This is a genomic window from Escherichia sp. E14V7 (assembly GCF_004212225.1).
In the GTDB taxonomy this organism is placed as follows: domain Bacteria; phylum Pseudomonadota; class Gammaproteobacteria; order Enterobacterales; family Enterobacteriaceae; genus Escherichia.
The window spans coordinates 347043-367361 of sequence record NZ_RHJJ01000010.1; the positions used below are offsets into that span (position 1 = coordinate 347043).

General features: G+C 51.0%; 21 protein-coding genes. 11 read left to right on the forward strand and 10 right to left on the reverse strand.

The annotated features are described in order from the left end of the window. Positions 1-181 precede the first annotated feature (181 nt). Positions 182-460: a stress-induced protein YchH gene (ychH, locus tag D9741_RS12845; protein ID WP_064528711.1), complete on the forward strand. Its 279-nt coding sequence runs from the start codon at positions 182-184 to the stop codon at positions 458-460. Positions 461-519: 59 nt separating this feature from the next. Here the strand turns inward: ychH and dauA are convergent, their stop codons facing one another. From dauA to lolB, 4 genes are all read right to left on the reverse strand, one after another. Further along, positions 520-2199, reverse strand: coding sequence for a C4-dicarboxylic acid transporter DauA (dauA, locus tag D9741_RS12850; protein WP_130205665.1), 1680 nt, complete (start codon positions 2197-2199; stop codon positions 520-522). Between the two features lie 124 nt (positions 2200-2323). Further along, the gene (prs, locus tag D9741_RS12855; protein ID WP_001298109.1) at positions 2324-3271 is read right to left on the reverse strand and encodes a ribose-phosphate diphosphokinase; all 948 of its coding nucleotides are present in this window, start codon (positions 3269-3271) and stop codon (positions 2324-2326) included. Positions 3272-3421: 150 nt separating this feature from the next. Continuing rightward, positions 3422-4273 carry a 4-(cytidine 5'-diphospho)-2-C-methyl-D-erythritol kinase gene (ispE, locus tag D9741_RS12860; RefSeq protein ID WP_130215991.1) on the reverse strand — a complete coding sequence of 284 codons (852 nt, stop codon included), beginning with the start codon at positions 4271-4273 and terminating at the stop codon, positions 3422-3424. Beyond that, entirely contained in the window at positions 4273-4896 is a 624-nt protein-coding gene (lolB, locus tag D9741_RS12865) for a lipoprotein insertase outer membrane protein LolB (RefSeq protein WP_130205669.1), read from the reverse strand. Before lolB ends, ispE begins: the two co-directional genes overlap by 1 nt. Positions 4897-5109: 213 nt before the next feature. Between lolB and hemA the strand changes: the two genes are divergently transcribed. From hemA to kdsA, 6 genes are read left to right on the forward strand one after another with little or no spacing between them, the layout of a single operon-like run. Next, positions 5110-6366, forward strand: coding sequence for a glutamyl-tRNA reductase (gene hemA / locus D9741_RS12870; RefSeq protein WP_130205671.1), 1257 nt, complete (start codon positions 5110-5112; stop codon positions 6364-6366). A gap of 41 nt (positions 6367-6407) precedes the next feature. Further along, entirely contained in the window at positions 6408-7490 is a 1083-nt protein-coding gene (gene prfA, locus D9741_RS12875; protein ID WP_130205673.1) for a peptide chain release factor 1, read from the forward strand. After that, complete coding sequence (gene prmC, locus D9741_RS12880) at positions 7490-8323, forward strand: peptide chain release factor N(5)-glutamine methyltransferase (protein WP_130215994.1); 834 nt, start codon at positions 7490-7492, stop codon at positions 8321-8323. The genes prfA and prmC overlap by 1 nt, the downstream gene beginning before the upstream one ends. Then, entirely contained in the window at positions 8316-8711 is a 396-nt protein-coding gene (gene sirB2 / locus D9741_RS12885) for an invasion regulator SirB2 (RefSeq protein ID WP_130215996.1), read from the forward strand. Before prmC ends, sirB2 begins: the two co-directional genes overlap by 8 nt. Positions 8712-8714: 3 nt before the next feature. Next, positions 8715-9524 carry an invasion regulator SirB1 gene (gene sirB1, locus D9741_RS12890; RefSeq protein WP_001764444.1) on the forward strand — a complete coding sequence of 270 codons (810 nt, stop codon included), beginning with the start codon at positions 8715-8717 and terminating at the stop codon, positions 9522-9524. Between the two features lie 35 nt (positions 9525-9559). After that, positions 9560-10414: a 3-deoxy-8-phosphooctulonate synthase gene (kdsA, locus tag D9741_RS12895; protein ID WP_000811058.1), complete on the forward strand. Its 855-nt coding sequence runs from the start codon at positions 9560-9562 to the stop codon at positions 10412-10414. 149 nt (positions 10415-10563) lie between these two features. Here the strand turns inward: kdsA and D9741_RS12900 are convergent, their stop codons facing one another. The 3 genes from D9741_RS12900 to chaA form a co-directional block, all read right to left on the reverse strand. Further along, positions 10564-10671: a type I toxin-antitoxin system toxin Ldr family protein gene (locus D9741_RS12900; RefSeq protein WP_130216147.1), complete on the reverse strand. Its 108-nt coding sequence runs from the start codon at positions 10669-10671 to the stop codon at positions 10564-10566. Positions 10672-11097: 426 nt separating this feature from the next. Then, entirely contained in the window at positions 11098-11205 is a 108-nt protein-coding gene (locus D9741_RS12905) for a type I toxin-antitoxin system toxin Ldr family protein (RefSeq protein ID WP_130216147.1), read from the reverse strand. Positions 11206-11613: 408 nt separating this feature from the next. Further along, positions 11614-12714, reverse strand: coding sequence for a sodium-potassium/proton antiporter ChaA (chaA, locus tag D9741_RS12910; RefSeq protein ID WP_130215998.1), 1101 nt, complete (start codon positions 12712-12714; stop codon positions 11614-11616). A 268-nt stretch (positions 12715-12982) separates the two neighbouring features. Here chaA and chaB point away from each other — a divergent pair, with 268 nt between their 5' ends. Continuing rightward, a complete protein-coding gene (gene chaB, locus D9741_RS12915; protein ID WP_130216000.1) occupies positions 12983-13213 on the forward strand; it encodes a putative cation transport regulator ChaB in 231 nt (76 codons plus the stop codon). Between the two features lie 157 nt (positions 13214-13370). Continuing rightward, complete coding sequence (gene chaC, locus D9741_RS12920) at positions 13371-14069, forward strand: glutathione-specific gamma-glutamylcyclotransferase (RefSeq protein ID WP_130216001.1); 699 nt, start codon at positions 13371-13373, stop codon at positions 14067-14069. Positions 14070-14120: 51 nt separating this feature from the next. Here chaC and ychN read toward each other — a convergent pair whose 3' ends face one another. Further along, positions 14121-14474, reverse strand: a complete 354-nt coding sequence (gene ychN / locus D9741_RS12925; RefSeq protein ID WP_064528737.1) for a DsrE/F sulfur relay family protein YchN — start codon at positions 14472-14474, stop codon at positions 14121-14123. Positions 14475-14658: 184 nt separating this feature from the next. Here ychN and D9741_RS12930 point away from each other — a divergent pair, with 184 nt between their 5' ends. Beyond that, positions 14659-16053, forward strand: coding sequence for a YchO/YchP family invasin (locus D9741_RS12930; protein WP_130216002.1), 1395 nt, complete (start codon positions 14659-14661; stop codon positions 16051-16053). Here D9741_RS12930 and narL read toward each other — a convergent pair whose 3' ends face one another. Beyond that, entirely contained in the window at positions 16054-16704 is a 651-nt protein-coding gene (gene narL / locus D9741_RS12935; protein WP_000070491.1) for a two-component system response regulator NarL, read from the reverse strand. After that, complete coding sequence (gene narX, locus D9741_RS12940) at positions 16697-18493, reverse strand: nitrate/nitrite two-component system sensor histidine kinase NarX (protein ID WP_130216003.1); 1797 nt, start codon at positions 18491-18493, stop codon at positions 16697-16699. The genes narL and narX overlap by 8 nt, the downstream gene beginning before the upstream one ends. Before the next feature lie 338 nt (positions 18494-18831). Between narX and narK the strand changes: the two genes are divergently transcribed. Then, complete coding sequence (gene narK / locus D9741_RS12945; RefSeq protein ID WP_130205687.1) at positions 18832-20223, forward strand: nitrate transporter NarK; 1392 nt, start codon at positions 18832-18834, stop codon at positions 20221-20223. Positions 20224-20319 lie beyond the last annotated feature (96 nt).

A 20319-nucleotide genomic window follows, 5' to 3' on the forward strand; every position in this document is an offset into this window, starting at 1 on the left:
AATTGCCAGTGTCGACTATTAGAAAGTCAAGGTGTTCAGACGGTTATTTGTAAAGTTTTGTTGAAATAAGGGTTGTAATTGTGATCACGCCCGCACATAAGCCACAGGGTGTTGTCTATACTTTACACATAAGGAAGAGGGGTATTCCCTGTTACAACCCAGAAAGTTCCGGAGGTGACACATGAAACGCAAAAACGCTTCGTTACTCGGTAACGTGCTTATGGGGTTGGGTCTGGTGGTGATGGTGGTCGGCGTGGGGTATTCAATCCTCAACCAATTACCACAGTTTGATATGCCCCAGTATTTCGCACACGGTGCAGTGCTGAGTATTTTCGTCGGTGCCATTCTCTGGCTGGCGGGAGCCCGTGTTGGCGGGCATGAACAGGTGTGCGACCGTTACTGGTGGGTTCGCCACTATGACAAACGTTGCCGCCGTAGCGATAATCGCCGTCATAGCTAACAACTACAGTAGTTTGCTGACCAGTCAGTTTGCGCTGACTGGTCAATTTAATGCCTTTCTTACAGATCAGCCATCGCTGCGCTGCGATTCGGGAAGAACGCCAGACGTCCCGGAATCGGTTGAATACCGGATCGGGCCATTGTACGCAGAGGCTGGAATTCCACGTTACACACGCGCAGTTCACACCCTTCAGGCAGGCGCTTCACAAAACGCTGGAACGCATCAAGACCACCGGCATCAAGCACCGGAACGGCATCCCACTTCAGAATAACAATCCGTTTTCCTTCCAGACGTGATTCCAGGTCGGTGAACAGACCTTCAGCCGCCGCGAAAAACAGCGGGCCAATAACACGCAAGACCAGCACATCATCAGGAACGTCTACTGCCACCGGCGCCAGACGAGTCATACGGGCGATACGGCGCATAAACAGCAACGATGCCAGAACAATCCCCACGCTGATGGCAATAACCATATCAAACAGCACGGTCAGTGACATACACAGCAGCATGACGATGATGTCATCTTTCGGCGCATGACGCAGCAAGTCGACCACTTTGTGCGCTTCACTCATGTTCCACGCCACCATCAACAGCAGGGCTGCCATGGCGGAAAGCGGCAGCCAGGAGAGCAGCGGTGCCAGTACCAGCAGGGCAAGAATAACCAGAATAGAGTGGATCACCGCCGAGATAGGGGAAGTTGCCCCAGCACGGACGTTAGCGGCAGAACGTGCGATGGCAGCAGTAGCGGTAATACCACCAAAGAATGGAGCGATGATATTCCCCAGCCCCTGACCGACCAGTTCGCTGTTCGCCTTGTGTTTCGTCCCGGTCATACCATCCAGCACCACGGCGCAGAGCAGTGATTCGATTGCGCCGAGCATTGCCATTGAGAATGCCGCAGGCAGCAGAGTGCGAATAGAATCCCAGGTTAGTGTGAACTCTGAATTAGGCAGGTCCCACGGCAGCACCAGTTGCGGCAGCAGTTGCGGAATACCGTTACCCTGAGAACCATCGGCCAGAACGTAGTGGAATTGCGATCCGATGGTAGCAACATGTCCGCCAAGCAGGTTAACAATCCCCATCACCGCGCAACCAGCCAGCAAGGCCGGAAGGTGGCCGGGTAAACGAATACCCAAACGTGGCCAGAAAATCAGAATGCCCAGCGTTACGATACCAATCGCAGCATCACCCACATTAATGGTCGGCAGCGCCATAAATAATGCGCCGACTTTTTGTAGATAATGTTCCGGGACATGAGCCATTTGCAGACCGAGAAAATCTTTAATCTGCATAGTACCGATGGTAATACCGATACCCGAGGTAAAACCTAAGGTGACGGAAACCGGAATATATTCAATCAGACGACCAAAGCGCGCCAGACCCATCAGGATCAAAAAGATCCCCGACAACAACGTCGCAACCAGCAGGCCTGCCAGTCCAAACTGTTGCGAAACGGGATAGAGAATTACTACAAATGCTGCAGTCGGACCGGAAACGCTAAAGCGCGACCCACCCGTCAGAGCTATGACAATCCCCGCAACGGCAGCGGTATATAAACCGTATTGAGGAGCCACACCACTGCCAATTGCCAACGCCATCGCCAGAGGAATAGCAATAATCCCAACGGTTATCCCGGCAATCAGGTCACGGGTAAACCGTGCGGCAGTGTATTTTTCTTTCCAGCAAGCGTCGATCAGAGCGCGGAAAGGCATCACATGTGAGGAAAATATTTTGTTCACAATAATGTTTCATCCGTGAGCGCATCATCTGTCAACTAAATGGCAGGTGAAGGAGGCATAGGTCATACAAATGGATATTACAGACAAAAAAACCCGCCGCAGCGGGTCTTTGAGCCGGGTTCGATTAATGTTCGAACATGGCAGAGATCGATTCTTCGTTGCTGATACGACGAATCGCTTCGGCCAGCATACCTGACAGGGTCAGAGTACGCACGTTCGGCAGTGATTTGATTTCATCGCTCAGCGGAATGGTATCGCAGACAACGACTTCATCAATTACAGAGTTACGCAGGTTGTTCGCCGCGTTGCCAGAGAAGATCGGGTGAGTCGCGTACGCAAATACACGCTTAGCACCACGTTCTTTCAGAGCTTCAGCAGCTTTACACAGCGTACCGCCAGTGTCGATCATATCGTCGACCAGTACGCAGTCACGACCAGCAACGTCACCGATGATATGCATCACCTGGGAAACGTTCGCACGCGGACGACGTTTGTCGATGATTGCCATATCGGTATCGTTCAGCAGCTTAGCGATAGCGCGGGCACGCACAACGCCGCCGATGTCCGGAGAAACCACAATCGGGTTATCCAGATTCAGCTGCAGCATGTCTTCCAGCAGGATCGGGCTACCAAATACGTTATCAACCGGAACGTCGAAGAAACCCTGAATCTGTTCAGCGTGCAGATCCACTGTCAGCACACGGTCAACACCGACGCTGGAGAGGAAGTCTGCAACCACTTTCGCAGTGATTGGTACACGAGCGGAACGGACGCGACGGTCCTGGCGCGCATAGCCAAAGTAGGGGATAACAGCGGTGATACGACCTGCGGAAGCACGACGCAGGGCATCAACCATCACGACTAATTCCATCAGGTTGTCGTTAGTAGGGGCACAAGTGGACTGGATGATGAAAATATCACCACCGCGTACATTTTCGTTAATTTGTACGCTGACTTCGCCGTCGCTAAAGCGACCTACAGCGGCGTCGCCGAGTGAAGTGTACAGGCGGTTGGCAATACGTTGTGCTAGTTCCGGGGTGGCGTTACCAGCAAAAAGCTTCATATCAGGCACGAGAAGAACCTCAGGCATGCGTCCATTGGTGGAAAGAATCTGCCGAAAACTGTGCGGGCCAGGCAATATTCTTTCCAGGCGGTGTATTAAAGAGCGCGATGCAACGTCTGGAACAAGGTGACGTTGTCACCGAAACTCAGCTTGCCCGGCTTAAAGCATGGCTCTGTGCAATGGGGAAAGATTGACACCTTTCGCCACAAAGCCATTGAGCCATTCCGGGGCTTGCTCTAGCACCTGGCGGGCTTCAGACTCTGTATCAAATTCAGCAAAGACACAGGCCCCTGTCCCAGTCAGGCGCGACGGGGCGTATTCTAACAGCCAGGAAAGCACCGCATCAACCTCGCGAAAACGTTTTCTTGCGATAACCTCGCAATCATTGCTGAATTCACATTTTAGCAACGTTTCTATTGACCTTTTCGCCGTGTTGCGCGGGAGTTCGGGATCTTTAAAAATCATTGGTGTAGGAATACTCACGCCAGGGTGCGCAACCAGATACCATTTCTCTGGTGGATTCACCGGCGTTAATATTTCGCCAACCCCTTCGGCAAAAGCAGCATGACCACGGACAAAAACCGGAACATCTGCGCCCAGCGTCAGACCGATTTCTGCCAACTCATCAACACTCAGTCCGCATTGCCACAGATGATTTAAAGCGACCAGAACTGTTGCGGCATTGGATGAACCACCGCCCAGACCACCGCCCATAGGCAAACGCTTGTCAATGCTGATATCTGCCCCACTTCCTTTCGGAAGACGCCCACTGGCGGCGGCTGCTTTCATCAACAACCGTGCCGCGCGAACAATCAGGTTATCTTCGTGTTCCACACCTTCAACTGGCGTTAACAGGCGGATTTCCCCATCGTTGCGAAGTTCAATGCTGATAGTGTCGCCGTAATCCAGAAACTGAAACAGCGTTTGCAGCGTGTGGTAGCCGTCCGCACGCTGACCGGTAATGTATAAAAACAGATTAAGCTTTGCCGGAGAGGGCCACTGAGTCCGCATTATTTCACTATCCAGTTATCCATTTTTAACTTGATGCGTTGACCGCCTTCGGTGAGTTCCATGTTGGCAGGCATCGCAGGTTGCGTTTTGGTGTCATAACCGCCATATACCACTTTCCATTTTTTACCGTTCTGACTATAGGTAATTTCGCTCAGGCGGTACTGGTCGTCCAGTTTGTAGTCGGTTGCATCACCTGGCAAACCTAAAATCCACTGGCGCAAACTGTTGAGTGGAATAGGCATTCCGGTCAATTTGCCAATCATCTCTTCGGCGTCATCGGCGGTGTAACGCTGGCCTTTATTGTCCACTAACTGCACATTACCCGGCTGGGCATTCAACTCCAGTTCCGTGCTGCCCAATGGGTTAGTCAGCAGCAGACGGTAGCGATCCTGGCCAGTTTGCTGCCAGAAGAAACGGGCATACACTTTTTGTTGGTCAGAAATATAGGCAAACGCACCGCGTGTCTGATACTGATTAAGATTACGCACGTCTTGCTGATGCTGACGCCACTGTGGCGAGTCCGGGCTTTTGCCTGGACCTTTCGGCGTCGTAACGGAACAGGCCGTGAGCACGAGAGCAGCCAGCGGTAGCAGGCGGATAAAGCGAAAATCGGGCAGGGGCATAATAATGACAAGTCCTTGAGATACGTTGCAGTTATAACCCTTAATGCTAGCGTTACCGTCAGCCATCGTCTATGTTCAAGTTGTCTTAATTGCCAGAATCTAACGGGTTTAGGCAATTACTCCAAAAGGGGGCGCTCTCTTTTATTGATCCCGCGCATCCTGTATGATGCGAGCAGACTAACCATATCAACGTTGGTATTATTTCCCGCAGACATGACCCTTTTAGCACTCGGTATCAACCATAAAACGGCACCTGTATCGCTGCGAGAACGTGTATCGTTTTCGCCGGACAAGCTCGATCAGGCGCTGGACAGCCTGCTTGCGCAGCCGATGGTGCAGGGCGGCGTGGTGCTGTCGACGTGTAACCGCACAGAACTTTATCTTAGCGTTGAAGAGCAGGATAACCTGCAAGAGGCGCTCATTCGCTGGTTGTGCGATTACCATAATCTCAACGAAGAAGATCTGCGTAATAGCCTCTACTGGCATCAGGATAACGACGCGGTCAGCCATTTAATGCGTGTTGCCAGTGGTCTGGATTCACTGGTATTGGGCGAACCGCAAATCCTCGGCCAGGTAAAAAAAGCCTTTGCCGATTCGCAAAAAGGCCATATGAAGGCCAGCGAACTGGAGCGTATGTTCCAGAAATCTTTCTCCGTGGCGAAACGCGTTCGCACTGAAACGGATATTGGCGCCAGTGCGGTATCTGTTGCATTTGCGGCTTGTACGCTGGCGCGGCAGATCTTTGAATCGCTCTCTACGGTGACCGTATTGCTGGTTGGCGCGGGCGAAACCATCGAGCTGGTGGCGCGTCATCTGCGTGAACACAAAGTACAGAAGATGATTATCGCCAACCGTACTCGCGAACGTGCCCAAATTCTGGCAGATGAAGTCGGCGCGGAAGTGATTGCCCTGAGCGATATCGACGAGCGTCTGTGCGAAGCCGATATCATCATCAGTTCCACCGCTAGTCCGCTGCCGATTATCGGTAAAGGCATGGTGGAGCGCGCATTAAAAAGTCGTCGCAACCAACCGATGTTGCTGGTCGATATTGCCGTTCCACGCGATGTTGAGCCAGAAGTTGGCAAACTGGCGAATGCCTACCTTTACAGCGTTGATGATCTGCAAAGCATTATTTCGCACAACCTGGCGCAACGTAAAGCCGCCGCAGTTGAGGCGGAAACTATCGTCGCCCAGGAAACCAGCGAATTTATGGCGTGGCTACGCGCACAAAGCGCCAGCGAAACCATTCGCGATTATCGCAGCCAGGCTGAACAAGTTCGCGATGAGTTAACCGCCAAAGCATTAGCCGCTCTTGAGCAGGGCGGCGACGCGCAAGCCATAATGCAGGATCTGGCATGGAAACTGACTAACCGCCTGATCCATGCGCCAACGAAATCACTTCAACAGGCCGCCCGTGACGGGGATAACGAACGCCTGAATATTCTGCGCGACAGCCTCGGGCTGGAGTAGCAGTACATCATTTTCTTTTTTTACAGGGTGCATTTACGCCTATGAAGCCTTCTATCGTTGCCAAACTGGAAGCCCTGCATGAACGCCATGAAGAAGTTCAGGCGTTGCTGGGTGACGCGCAAACTATCGCCGACCAGGAACGTTTTCGCGCATTATCACGTGAATATGCGCAGTTAAGTGATGTTTCGCGCTGTTTCACCGACTGGCAACAGGTTCAGGAAGATATCGAAACCGCGCAGATGATGCTCGACGATCCGGAAATGCGCGAGATGGCGCAGGATGAGCTGCGTGAAGCTAAAGAAAAAAGCGAGCAACTGGAGCAACAGTTACAGGTTCTTTTGCTGCCAAAAGATCCCGATGATGAACGCAATGCATTCCTCGAAGTGCGTGCCGGAACCGGCGGCGACGAAGCGGCGCTGTTCGCTGGCGATCTGTTCCGTATGTACAGTCGCTACGCAGAGGCCCGCCGCTGGCGTGTAGAAATCATGAGCGCCAGCGAGGGTGAACATGGCGGTTATAAAGAGATCATCGCCAAAATTAGCGGTGATGGCGTGTATGGTCGTTTGAAATTCGAATCTGGCGGCCATCGCGTGCAGCGTGTTCCTGCGACGGAATCGCAAGGGCGTATTCATACTTCTGCTTGTACCGTAGCGGTAATGCCGGAGCTGCCGGAAGCAGAACTGCCGGATATTAACCCGGCAGATTTGCGTATCGATACTTTCCGTTCCTCAGGCGCAGGTGGTCAGCACGTCAACACCACCGATTCGGCAATTCGTATTACCCACTTGCCGACCGGTATTGTTGTTGAATGTCAGGACGAACGTTCGCAGCATAAAAACAAAGCGAAGGCACTTTCAGTGCTTGGTGCTCGTATCCATGCGGCGGAAATGGCAAAACGCCAGCAGGCAGAGGCTTCCACCCGTCGCAACTTGCTGGGCAGCGGCGATCGCAGCGATCGTAACCGTACCTATAACTTCCCGCAGGGGCGTGTTACCGATCACCGCATCAACCTGACGCTCTACCGTCTGGATGAAGTAATGGAAGGTAAACTGGATATGCTGATAGAACCGATCGTCCAGGAACATCAGGCCGACCAACTGGCGGCGTTGTCCGAGCAGGAATAATGGAATATCAACACTGGTTACGTGAAGCAATAAGCCAACTTCAGGCGAGCGAAAGCCCGCGGCGCGATGCTGAAATCCTGCTGGAGCATGTTACCGGCAAGGGGCGCACTTATATTCTCGCCTTTGGTGAAACGCAGTTGACTGAAGAGCAATGTGAACAACTCGACGCGCTTTTGGCCCGTCGCCGTGCCGGTGAACCTATTGCTCATTTAACCGGTGTGCGTGAATTCTGGTCGTTGCCGTTATTTGTTTCGCCAGCGACCTTAATTCCGCGCCCGGATACAGAATGTCTGGTGGAACAGGCTCTGGCGCGATTGCCTGAACAACCTTGCCGCATTCTCGATCTTGGAACTGGCACCGGGGCGATTGCGCTGGCATTGGCCAGCGAGCGCCCAGACTGCGAAATTACCGCTGTAGATCGTATGCCCGATGCTGTCGCCCTGGCACAACGTAATGCCCAGCATCTGGCGATCAAAAATATCCACATCCTGCAAAGCGACTGGTTTAGTGCGCTTGTCGGACAGCAGTTTACGATGATTGTCAGCAATCCACCGTATATCGACGAGCAGGATCCACATCTTCAACAAGGCGATGTTCGCTTTGAGCCACTCACTGCGCTGGTTGCGGCAGACAGCGGAATGGCAGACATCGTGCATATCATCGAACAGTCGCGTAACGCGCTGGTATCCGGCGGCTTTCTGCTTCTGGAACATGGCTGGCAGCAGGGCGAAGCTGTGCGACAGGCATTTATCCACGCGGGATATCATGAAGTCGAAACCTGTCGGGACTATGGTGATAACGAGCGCGTAACGCTCGGTCGCTATTATCGATGATAAGTTTTACTACGCTGTTAGCGTTCATCTCATTAGCATCGCGCTTTCTGTTGGGCTCTTAACCCTACGATTCTGGCTACGTTACCAGGAGCATCCACTGGCATTCGCTCGTTGGACGCGCATTGTGCCGCCGGTTGTCGACACGGTGTTATTGCTTAGCGGCATCGCGCTGATGGCTAAAGCGCACATCCTGCCATTTTCCGGGCAGGCTGAATGGCTGACTGAAAAGCTGTTTGGAGTTATCATTTATATCGTTTTGGGTTTTATTGCACTCGATTATCGTCGGATGCACAGTCAGCAGGCGCGCATTATTGCCTTCCCGCTGGCGCTGGTGGTGCTGTACATCATCATTAAACTCGCCACCACAAAAGTACCGTTACTGGGGTAAGTCATGAGATCGTTAGCTGATTTCGAATTTAATAAAGCGCCGCTGTGCGAAGGCATGATCCTGGCTTGCGAAGCAATCCGCCGCGATTTTCCCTCGCAAGATGTTTACGACGAACTGGAGCGTCTCGTTAGTCTGGCGAAGGAAGAAATTAGCCAGCTTCTGCCATTAGAAGAGCAGCTGGAAAAATTAATCGCGCTGTTTTACGGCGAATGGGGGTTTAAAGCCTCACGTGGTGTTTATCGTCTTTCCGATGCATTATGGCTTGATCAAGTGCTAAAAAATCGGCAGGGCAGTGCGGTATCGTTAGGCGCCGTTTTATTGTGGGTTGCTAATCGTCTCGATTTGCCGCTATTGCCGGTGATATTCCCGACGCAGCTTATATTGCGCATAGAATGCCCGGACGGAGAAATCTGGCTGATTAACCCTTTTAACGGTGAATCATTAAGCGAACATATGCTGGATGTGTGGTTAAAGGGAAATATCAGCCCGTCTGCGGAACTGTTTTATGAAGACCTGGATGAAGCCGATAACATTGAGGTTATCCGTAAACTGTTGGATACGCTGAAAGCGTCGCTGATGGAAGAAAATCAGATGGAACTGGCGTTACGCACCAGCGAGGCCTTATTACAATTTAACCCGGAAGATCCGTATGAAATTCGCGATCGTGGGTTGATTTACGCGCAACTGGATTGCGAACACGTTGCGTTGAATGATTTAAATTATTTCGTTGAACAGTGTCCGGAAGACCCGATCAGCGAAATGATACGTGCGCAAATTAACAACATCGCGCATAAACATATTGTGCTGCATTAATTAATCGACACTTTACTTAAGATTAAGGCGATCCTATGAAACAAAAAGTGGTTAGCATTGGCGACATCAACGTAGCAAATGACCTGCCGTTCGTGCTGTTTGGTGGTATGAACGTGCTGGAATCTCGCGATCTGGCGATGCGCATTTGCGAACACTACGTAACCGTAACCCAGAAACTGGGTATCCCTTACGTGTTCAAAGCCTCTTTTGACAAAGCCAACCGTTCCTCCATCCACTCTTATCGTGGACCAGGACTGGAAGAAGGGATGAAAATCTTCCAGGAACTGAAACAGACATTTGGCGTAAAAATTATCACTGACGTTCACGAGCCAAGCCAGGCACAGCCTGTTGCTGATGTGGTAGATGTTATTCAGTTGCCAGCGTTTCTTGCTCGCCAGACTGACCTGGTGGAGGCAATGGCGAAGACTGGCGCGGTAATTAACGTCAAGAAACCACAGTTCGTGAGCCCAGGCCAAATGGGTAATATCGTTGATAAATTCAAAGAAGGCGGCAACGATAAAGTGATTCTTTGTGACCGTGGCGCTAACTTCGGTTACGACAACCTGGTCGTTGATATGCTGGGCTTCAGCATAATGAAGAAAGTCTCTGGCAACTCCCCGGTAATTTTCGACGTTACCCACGCACTGCAATGCCGCGATCCGTTTGGTGCAGCTTCTGGTGGTCGCCGCGCCCAGGTTGCCGAACTGGCACGTGCCGGTATGGCTGTAGGTTTGGCTGGTCTGTTTATTGAAGCGCATCCGGATCCGGAACATGCGAAATGTGACGGTCCATCCGCGCTGCCGCTGGCTAAACTGGAGCCGTTCCTCAAGCAGATGAAAGCGATTGATGATCTGGTTAAAGGTTTCGAAGAGCTGGATACCAGCAAGTAATCTTTTCTGCTTTGAAAACAAAGGCCTTATCGTTCTACGGTAGGGCTTTTTTCATGGTCAAAGAAGACAAAAAAGGCCGCAGGCTGTTACCCCTGCGGCCGGTTTCGGGCGCATATTGCCATCACGGCAGCCTGACGCCCGTTTTCACCTTACTTCCGACTACGCCACCAGCCAACAATCGCTGCGGTAATAATTCCCGCAAGGATCGGTGCTGCCAGGTCGTGCCAGAAAATCATGGCAAACTGCGCGAGCGTCATATAGCCGCCTTGTTGTAATGACAACATTTTGCGGCTATTCTCGAAGTGTCTGGTTTCAAGATTAGCCCCCGTTCTGTTGTCAGGTTTGACCTCTCAACGTGCGGGGGTTTTCTCTTTCCAGCAACCAATGCCACCAGGGATAAAGCCCCCACAACATTGCGCCTCACCGGATAACTCCGGCTTGGTGTCGATACTACGTCTCAATTTATATTCACTTCATCCCTGAAATGTGCGCAATGCTGTACGCGTTCCGGCTTTTCATCAGCTGTTGCAGTCGTTTCATGAGTGCACTGGGTGAGCTTCCAGATCTGGTTGACAGTGTCTACTTGTGGAAGAGATAAATACAAAAAAGGCCGCAGGCTGTTACCCCTGCGGCCGGTTTCGGGCGCATATTGCCATTACGGCAGCCTGACGCCCGTTTTCACCTTACTTTCGGCTACGCCACCAGCCAACAATCGCTGCGGTAATAATTCCCGCCAGGATCGGTGCTGCCAGGTCGTGCCAGAAAATCATGGCAAACTGCGCGAGCGTCATATAGCCGCCTTTTTGTTGTAATGACAACATTTCGCGGCTATTCTTGAATTGTTCTGGTTCAAGATTAGCCCCCGTTCTGTTGTCAGGTTTGACCTCTCAACGTGCGGGGGTTTTCTCTTTCCAGCAACCAATGCCGCCAGGGATAAAGCCCCTACAACATTGCGCCTCACCGGATAACTCCGGCTTGGTGTCGATACTACGTCTCAATTTATATTCACTTCATCCCTGAAATGTTTGCAATGAAGAGTGCATTCCGGCTTTTCATTAGCGGTTGCAGTGGTTTCGTGCAGGTTGTAGTACAGGCTCGCAAATCTGATTAACGATCTGTTCAGGTAGTATGAAGAAAAACTACAAGCAGATAATTTTTATTATCTCCTCCGATTTCCGCCATCGGAGGAGATATAAATGTCAGGCAAATATTGTCATTAAATAAGCTACAAACAGTGCCAGATGCGCCGCGCCGTTGAGTACGTTGGTACGGCCAGTCGAAAATGAAATATGGCACAGTACCAAAGAGGCTACCATTACCACCATCTCTGGTGCGCCCAGAGCAAACTGCAATTCATTACCCGTCATAAAGGCGATAAGCGTTACGACAGGTACGGTAAGCGAAATAGTCGCTAATACCGAGCCAAAGAACAGATTCATCGCGCGCTGGACCTGGTTGCTTAAAACTGCTTTTAACGCACCCAGACCTTCCGGCGACAGAATTAATAGCGCTACCAGGAAACCGGTAAAGGCCACCGGCGCATTCATGCTGGTGAGCAATGTTTCCAGCGGGCTGGCGTTCATTTTGGTGACCGCAATAACGGCAATTAGATGGATGATTAACCAGATGGCATGCCACAGGCTGCTATGAGCGGACGGTTTGCCATGATGCGGATCGTCATCATCGCTGTCATCTTCATGCTCATAGACAAACAGGCTTTGATGCGTTTTGGTTTGAATCAGCAAAAATACGCCGTACATCGCTGCGGAAATTAATGCCACAAGTAACGCCTGACCGGTCGAAAAGTTCGCCGCAGGCAGCGCCATCGGAAATACCAGCACGATTATGGCTAATGGGAACAAGGCAATTAAATACTGTTTAATACCAAACAGATTCATATATTGGGTAGCAAATTTACGTCCACCCAGCAGTAATGAAAAACCAACCAGTCCGCCGGTAACAATCATAATGATTGAATAGAGCGTATCTCGCATTAACGTCGGCGCTGCATCGCCGGTCGCCATTAAGGCTGAAATCAAACTGACTTCAAGAATAACGACGGAAAGGCTAAGAATAAGCGAACCGTAAGGTTCACCCAGACGATGGGCTAGTACGTCCGCATGACGGACAACACTAAAAGCACTGCTTAAAATACCAATAAGAGCAAGAAGGTTGATGCCAATAACCACTGGTAGTGTTTGGCTGCTTCCCCACAGGGACAGCACTACCAGCGCCAGAACCGGGAAAATAAGCGAAGTCTCCTTGTGGCGGGTTTTTACCGCCTCGTGAGCATTTGTCATTATGGTTATCCTTTGCAGATGAATTTGTCGGAAATGTAATAAATAGGCAGGAAAAATAACAGAAAGTGTCAGGATATCGGTAACATTTTACGAAATTTTACCCCTCTGTCGATTTTTTACTCTTCGGAGCATAAAAAAAAGCTACGCGTTTAGACAATGTTTGTATTAGCGTCTCTTGAGAATAGTCTGATGTGAGAGTTCTTATGTTTTGGCAAGAGGGGATATTGTTGACCACACTTAATGTTCAATTTTAATAAAGGAGTCAACAATGCCGTATAAAACGAAAAGCGACCTGCCGGAAAGCGTAAAACACGTTTTACCCACTCATGCCCAGGATATCTACAAAGAAGCATTCAACAGCGCCTGGGAGCAATATAAAGATAAAGAAGACCGGCGTGATGATGCCAGTCGCGAAGAGACAGCGCATAAAGTGGCCTGGGCTGCGGTGAAACATGAATATGCCAAAGGCGATGATGATAAATGGCATAAAAAATCGTAAAACTCAGCGGCGAGTTAAAGCTATTCGTGCGGTGTTGCCTTGCAAGTGGTCTGTGGATTGCATATTGTCCCAATAGTGGTTTCAAAATGAGCAGTAAAAATGTCCGGAAGACACCAAAAAGTTGTCGCAGGGAAGTATGCAGTGGCGGAGGTGTAAGGTGATAACGCGTGATTTCTTGATGAATGCCGATTGTAAAACGGCATTTGGTGCCATTGAAGAATCACTCTTATGGTCGGCAGAACAACGGGCGGCCTCGCTGGCGGCGACGCTGTCTTGTCGACCTGATGAGGGACCGGTGTGGATCTTCGGCTATGGATCATTAATGTGGAATCCGGCGCTGGAGTTTACCGAGTCGTGCACCGGTACGCTGGTTGGGTGGCATCGTGCTTTCTGTTTGCGGCTTACTGCCGGGCGGGGGACTGCGCACCAGCCGGGGAGGATGCTTGCACTGAAAGAGGGCGGGCGTACCACGGGCGTTGCGTATCGTCTGCCGGAAGAGTCCCTGGAGCAGGAGCTGACCTTACTGTGGAAGCGTGAGATGATTACTGGCTGCTATCTGCCGTCCTGGTGTCAGCTTCATCTTGACGATGGCCGCACCGTCAATGCGCTGGTGTTCATTATGGACCCGCGTCATCCTGAGTATGAATCCGATACCCGCGCTCAGGTGATTGCCCCGTTGATTGCTGCGGCGAGTGGGCCATTAGGAACCAACGCACAGTACTTGTTTTCCCTGGAACAAGCGCTTAACAAACTGGGGATGCAGGATGACGGGCTGAGTGATTTACTGGTGTCGGTGAAAAAACTTCTGACGGAAAATTACCCGGATGGTGTGTTACGGCCCGGGTTTGCCCGATAAAACATGTTAGCAGTGGGGCATCTCTATTATCTTGAGCGCCCCATACTTACGTTAAAAAGTGAGCACTTTATCGGCAAGCAGCGTCCATTGCGCCAGTTCTACAAGAGTACCAATTTCCACACCATCAATCAGTGGAAGTGTGCTGATGCCACGACCATCGGTGCAGGTTTTGCACAATTTCACTGGCACATTTTGCGCCGTGAGGATCTCCAGCATTTGCTGAATGTTATAGCCTTCCCCTGGTTTTTGTCCGCGCAATCCGGCAGTGACCGCATCAGACATCAGGAATAGACGCAGATCCAGGTAGCTTTCCTGCTCTCGTAGCGCAATGGCCAGCCGCAGGCTGTTAAATAAGGATTCGCTCCCGTAGGGTGCGCCATTGGCAACGATCACGATTCTTTGCATTATTTACTCCTGTATTCAGGGAATTAGATGTTCAGTTTCTATCTTACAGCTTGTGTGCTGTCTGACCAATCCGTCACATTTTTTAGGATTTGTGATAAAGCATGCAAAAGTACAAGAAAAATTGCCAGTAATCGTTATTCTATAAAGCTATAGCTGTTCATTTTTATTGGAAATTACTGACGTTTTGAGCCGTTTCGTCCCCCGCATTATCGCAATTTGTTTACTCTTGCTGCTGGCAGGCGGTATAGCTAGCGCACAGTCCTCTTTTAAGCAGCAAGCGGCAAATCCTTTTGATAACGACAGTGACGCTCTTCCTGACTTAGGAATGGCAGCGGAAAATCATGACGGTGAAAAACATTTTGCTGAAATTGTGAAAGATTTTGGTGAAACCAGTATGACTGATAAAGGTCAGGACACTGGCGAGCAGGCGAGAGCTTTTGCGTTGGGAAAAGTCCGCGATGCGCTTAGCCAGCAGGTCAATCAGCACGTGGAATCCTGGCTATCGCCGTGGGGGAACGCCAGTGTCGACGTCAAAGTGGATAACGAAGGACATTTTACAGGTAGCCGGGGGAGCTGGTTTGTACCGCTACAGGATAACGACCGTTATCTTACATGGAGCCAGATTGGGCTCACTCAGCAGGATGATGGTCTGGTCAGTAACCTTGGCGCAGGCCAACGCTGGGCGCGTGGCAACTGGCTGGTGGGATATAACACTTTTTATGACAACTTGCTGGATCAAAATCTCCAGCGAGCAGGTTTCGGTGCCGAAGCGTGGGGGGAATATTTGCGGTTGTCAGCAAATTATTATCAGCCTTTTGCCTCCTGGCGTGAACAGACCGCCACGCTCGAGCAACGAATGGCGCGTGGTTACGACTTGACGGCCCGGATGCGGATGCCGTTTTACCAGCATATCAACACCAGCGTTAGCCTCGAACAATATTTTGGTCAGAGTGTTGATTTGTTTAACACCGGCACGGGTTATCACAATCCCGTCGCCTTGAGTCTTGGACTAAATTACACACCTGTCCCACTCGTTACAGTAACCGCCCTGCATAAACAGGGGGAAAGTGGAGAAAGGCAAAATAACCTCGGACTGAATATTAACTACCGTTTTGGCGTGCCGCTCAACAAACAGCTTTCTGCTGGCGAAGTTGCTGAAAGCCAGTCGCTACGCGGTAGTCGCTATGACAATCCGCAGCGAAATAATCTGCCGACTATTGAGTATCGGCAGCGTAAAACCTTAACGGTGTTTCTGGCGACGCCGCCCTGGGATCTTAAACCTGGTGAAACCGTGCCACTGAAATTACAAATTCGCAGTCATTACGGTATTCGGCAATTGATCTGGCAGGGAGATACGCAGATGTTAAGTCTGACATCGGGAGCGACAGCCAATAGTGCGGATGGCTGGACGTTGATCATGCCGGACTGGCAAAGTGGGGAAGGGGCGAGCAATCAATGGCGATTGTCGGTTGTGGTGGAGGATAACCAGGGGCAGCGTGTCTCCTCCAATGAGATCACGCTAACGCTTGCCGAACCTTTCGACGCAATGTCGAACGACGAACCGATCTGGGAACCGTAATCAGAAAATACGTTCCTGATGCACCCATACCGCAGCTTCTACACGAGATTTGAGCTTCATTTTTTTCAGCATGTGTTTCACATGCACTTTAACCGTGCTTTCAGTGATGTCCAGGCGACGGGCAATCATCTTATTCGGTAAGCCCTGAGCTATTAGTTTTAGAATGTCGCGTTCACGTGGCGTTAACTGGTTAACATCACGCTCAGTCGTAGCGCGGTTAGCGCGCAGGCTGGCGGCCAGAACAGGGGTTAACGCTTCGCTTAAGACCATTTCGCCAGCGGCAGCCTGATGCAATGCTTTCAGTAAATCTTCTGGCTCCATATCTTTTAACAGATAGCCATCTGCACCACGTTTCAATGCGGTTACCACGTCCTCTTCATGGTTAGAGACGCTGAACACCACAATACGGCCGGAGAGGGACTTTTCGCGCAGTTTATCCAGCGTTTCCAGACCGTTCATGCCGGGCATATTGAGATCTAACAGGATCAGATCGGGATCAAGAGACTCCGCCAGTTCAATACCCTGTTCGCCATTACTCGCTTCGCCAACCACGGTGATATCTGGTGCCATACTAATAAGCTGTTTTACGCCAGTTCGCAGCATCGGGTGATCGTCAATCAGCAGGATAGTAGCCGGTTCCTGATTACTCATGGGTATCTCCTTGGACGTCTGTGAAAGTTTTTTCGGGAATAAAGGTGACCACCACTTCGGTGCCACCTGATTCACGACGGCGGACGCGGCAATCGCCTCGTAAACTTTGCGCACGGTCGCGCATAATTATCATGCCGTAGTGATTGCTGCGGATGGCATTTTCAGGCACGCCGCAGCCATTATCCTGAACGGTCAGTTTTACCTGATTATCGTTTTGCGCCACCGTAACCACCACCTCACTTGCTTGCGAATGTTTGAGGGCGTTACTTAATGCCTCACGGGCAATTTGCAACAGATGGATTGCCTGATGTGAAGGCACCAGACGTGGCGGCAATTGGTAATTCAGCTTCACCGGGAAGCCAAATTTGGCGCTGTACTCTTCGCAGCTCGCCTCCAGTGCGGGACGTAACCCTGGTTCGGTGAGCTGTAAACGAAATGTGGTGAGTAACTCACGCAACTGCGCCCAGGACGCATTCAGTTCGTTACGGATCTGGCTTAACAGTTCGCGGCTGCTTTCTGGCAGCGCGTCGCCTTGCATCTGTAAACAACTTACCTGCATTTTCATGCAAGAGAGCGATTGAGCAATAGAATCATGCAGTTCGCGCGCAATGGTGGCACGCTCTTCCATCACGATCAACTGCTGCTGGCGCTCCTGATGGCGATCCAACGCCAGCGTGGCGGTGAGCTGTTCAACCAGGGTATCCACCAGTTGTTGTTGATCATGGCTAAGATGACGCCCCTGCGGCAGGGTAGCCAGCAAAATACCATACTGCATATGAGAATCCGCTAACCGCCATTTCAACGTAGTGCCGCGATCGCCAACGGGTAAAACGCCGCGTGGGCAGAGATGGCAGCCTTTATCATCGCAACTCATATCTGGCTGACAGGTGAACTCCTGATGGTTCTCTTCATCTTCCGTGTCATATACCCGTAGTTCGATATCACGCAACAGGGTTAAATTTTGTAGACCGTTAAGCACAGGCGACAGGCGTTCACACAGCGGGGCGCGGGAATGCAAACGGCGGTTGGCCTGCCACAAAAAAGAGAGAATCTGATTTTTATGCTCCAGTCCGGCAGTTTTCTCCTGTACCCGCTGCTCAAGCACGGCATAACTTTCCGCCAGTTCAGCAGACATATTGTTCAGTGCAGTCCCCAACATCGCCATCTCGTTGCGTCCGCTGATATTCGCTCTCTTACTAAAATCGCGATGACTGACGGCGCTGGCCATTGCCAGTAATTGTCGCCACGGTTGAAGCAAACGTGCTCGCAGCCAGATAATGGTAAACACCAGTAAAAGCGCCATAAAGACCGCCATTACCCGGTGGACCAGCACAACTGTCTCAATACGCGTTTCGGTGGTGCGGTCAAAACCAGATACCAGCTTATCAAGCCCGGCAACAAACTGGCTGACGTCTGCCGACACCGTTTCGCGGTTTTGTGCACGCAACAGCGCAGGAATCAATTCATTGCGCCAGTAATCCTGTAGCCCCTGTAATTGCGCCAGTTGCCCGTCTCGTTCTGCCGCACGAGTTAACTCGGTGCTAAATGCCGTTTGTTCCATCTCTTTGATTAAGGGCTTGTCATTCTCGCTTAATGGCACAGCCGCCAGCAGACGGTAACTTTGCATGCGCAGCGATCCCGCTTTGTTGATCGCATGGGCGCTGCCCTGAACGCCTTGCACCAGCCAGCCAGAAACTGCCATCCCCGCCAGTCCAATGGCGGTAGAAAGCAAAACAATCAGCGCAACCTGATTAACCAGGGTGAGCGGAGAGAGACAACGTTTAAGCATATAAACCTCTTCCTTCAGGCTTTGAATGAGCAATAACCTTAATGAATGTGACGATACATTCTGGAATGGCAGTATTCTCGGCTATTGGCTGAAGTATACCCATACCCGGAAAGAGTTACTCCTTATTTGCCGTGTGGTTAGTCGCTTTACGTCAGTAAGGGTAGGGATTTTACAGTGTCGTGAAAAATCTCAAAATTTTTATGAAATCTCTGTACTCACTATGGGTAATGATAAATATCAATGATAGATAAAGTTATATTGTCGTTTGATTTACATCAAATTGCCTTTGGCTACAGACACTAAGGTGGCAGACATCGAAACGAGTATCAGAGGTGTCTATGAGTCACTCATCCGCCCCCGAAAGGGCTACTGGAGCAGTCATTACAGATTGGCGACCGGAAGATCCTGCGTTCTGGCAACAACGCGGTCAACGCATCGCCAGCCGTAACCTGTGGATTTCCGTTCCCTGCCTGCTTCTGGCGTTTTGCGTATGGATGTTATTCAGTGCCGTTGCGGTGAACCTACCGAAAGTCGGCTTTAATTTTACGACCGATCAGCTATTTATGCTGACTGCGCTACCTTCAGTTTCTGGCGCATTATTACGTGTTCCATACTCCTTTATGGTTCCAATCTTCGGTGGTCGTCGCTGGACAGCATTCAGCACCGGTATTCTGATTATTCCTTGCGTCTGGCTGGGTTTTGCCGTTCAGGATACCTCCACGCCTTATAGCGTCTTCATCATCATCTCTCTGCTGTGCGGCTTTGCTGGCGCGAACTTCGCCTCCAGTATGGCAAACATCAGCTTCTTCTTTCCGAAGCAGAAGCAGGGTGGCGCGCTGGGCCTGAATGGTGGTCTGGGCAACATGGGTGTCAGCGTCATGCAGCTGGTTGCTCCGCTGGTGGTATCACTGTCAATTTTTGCTGCATTTGGTAGCCAGGGTGTAACACAGCCTGATGGCACCGAGCTGTATCTGGCGAACGCGTCCTGGGTATGGGTGCCGTTCCTCGCCATCTTCACCATCGCGGCGTGGTTTGGCATGAACGACCTTGCTACCTCGAAAGCCTCCATCAAGGAGCAGTTACCGGTACTCAAACGTGGGCATCTGTGGATTATGAGCCTGCTGTATCTGGCAACCTTCGGCTCCTTCATCGGTTTCTCTGCGGGCTTTGCCATGTTGTCAAAAACGCAGTTCCCGGACGTGCAGATTCTGCACTACGCCTTCTTCGGACCGTTTATTGGCGCACTGGCGCGTTCTGCTGGTGGTGCATTGTCTGACCGTCTTGGCGGTACCCGTGTCACGCTGGTGAACTTCGTGCTGATGGCGATTTTCAGCGGCTTGCTGTTCCTCACCTTACCGACTGACGGGCAGGGCGGAAGCTTTATGGCGTTCTTTGCGGTCTTCCTGGCGCTGTTCCTGACCGCAGGGCTGGGTAGCGGTTCTACCTTCCAGATGATCTCCGTGATCTTCCGTAAACTGACGATGGATCGTGTGAAAGCAGAAGGCGGTTCTGACGAACGTGCTATGCGTGAAGCGGCAACCGACACAGCGGCGGCGCTGGGTTTCATCTCTGCGATTGGCGCTATCGGTGGCTTCTTTATCCCGAAAGCGTTCGGTAGCTCACTGGCATTAACGGGTTCGCCAGTCGGTGCAATGAAAGTATTTTTGATTTTCTATATCGCCTGCGTGGTGATTACCTGGGCGGTATACGGTCGGCATTCTAAAAAATAAATCGTAATATTTGATTATCCTTTGCGCGGCGTAATGTCGCGCTTTTTTTATTTGTCATTTAGTTACAACATACTTTGAGGGCGATAATTATTTTCA

Coding starts and splice junctions, on each gene's coding strand:
- prfA (WP_130205673.1), top strand. CDS start 6,408: ATGAAGCCTTCTATCGTTGCCAAACTGGAAGCCCTGCATGAACGCCAT.
- ispE (WP_130215991.1), bottom strand. CDS start 4,273: ATGCGGACTCAGTGGCCCTCTCCGGCAAAGCTTAATCTGTTTTTATAC.
- ychN (WP_064528737.1), bottom strand. CDS start 14,474: ATGCAAAGAATCGTGATCGTTGCCAATGGCGCACCCTACGGGAGCGAA.
- prmC (WP_130215994.1), top strand. CDS start 7,490: ATGGAATATCAACACTGGTTACGTGAAGCAATAAGCCAACTTCAGGCG.
- narX (WP_130216003.1), bottom strand. CDS start 18,493: ATGCTTAAACGTTGTCTCTCTCCGCTCACCCTGGTTAATCAGGTTGCG.
- sirB1 (WP_001764444.1), top strand. CDS start 8,715: ATGAGATCGTTAGCTGATTTCGAATTTAATAAAGCGCCGCTGTGCGAA.
- narK (WP_130205687.1), top strand. CDS start 18,832: ATGAGTCACTCATCCGCCCCCGAAAGGGCTACTGGAGCAGTCATTACA.
- chaA (WP_130215998.1), bottom strand. CDS start 12,714: ATGACAAATGCTCACGAGGCGGTAAAAACCCGCCACAAGGAGACTTCG.
- kdsA (WP_000811058.1), top strand. CDS start 9,560: ATGAAACAAAAAGTGGTTAGCATTGGCGACATCAACGTAGCAAATGAC.
- ychH (WP_064528711.1), top strand. CDS start 182: ATGAAACGCAAAAACGCTTCGTTACTCGGTAACGTGCTTATGGGGTTG.
- hemA (WP_130205671.1), top strand. CDS start 5,110: ATGACCCTTTTAGCACTCGGTATCAACCATAAAACGGCACCTGTATCG.
- D9741_RS12905 (WP_130216147.1), bottom strand. CDS start 11,205: ATGACGCTCGCGCAGTTTGCCATGATTTTCTGGCACGACCTGGCAGCA.
- lolB (WP_130205669.1), bottom strand. CDS start 4,896: ATGCCCCTGCCCGATTTTCGCTTTATCCGCCTGCTACCGCTGGCTGCT.
- D9741_RS12900 (WP_130216147.1), bottom strand. CDS start 10,671: ATGACGCTCGCGCAGTTTGCCATGATTTTCTGGCACGACCTGGCAGCA.
- narL (WP_000070491.1), bottom strand. CDS start 16,704: ATGAGTAATCAGGAACCGGCTACTATCCTGCTGATTGACGATCACCCG.
- chaB (WP_130216000.1), top strand. CDS start 12,983: ATGCCGTATAAAACGAAAAGCGACCTGCCGGAAAGCGTAAAACACGTT.